Origin of the sequence: Mesorhizobium sp. M7A.F.Ca.MR.362.00.0.0 (genome assembly GCF_004023175.1) — a bacterium.
Taxonomy (GTDB): Bacteria; Pseudomonadota; Alphaproteobacteria; order Rhizobiales; family Rhizobiaceae; genus Mesorhizobium.
In genome coordinates this window covers 1-224 of the sequence record NZ_RZTF01001182.1, presented here as the reverse complement: position 1 = coordinate 224, position 224 = coordinate 1, and the positions used below count along the sequence as shown (strand labels likewise).

The window sequence follows — 224 nt, the reverse complement described above, 5'->3', positions numbered from 1 at the left end:
TGGTTGCGCCGGCCCGGGGACTTGGCGTGGCTGGCAACCCGTTCGCCCTTGTAGAAGGCTTCCACAGTGCGATCGGCGATGCGGACATCGACGAGCTCGCGGATCAGGCGATAGGGCACCGAATACCAGTTGCCGTCGACTTCGACATGATAGTCGGGCGCCACCCGACAGCGTTTCCATAGGGCGAAGGCATAAGGCTCGGCCGGCAGACGTCTCAGCGCCGG

1 pseudogene is annotated in these 224 nt (G+C 64.7%); it reads right to left on the bottom strand.

The annotated features are described in order from the left end of the window. Window positions 1-224: pseudogene (locus EOC06_RS39555) on the bottom strand (IS21 family transposase); the annotation flags it as partial.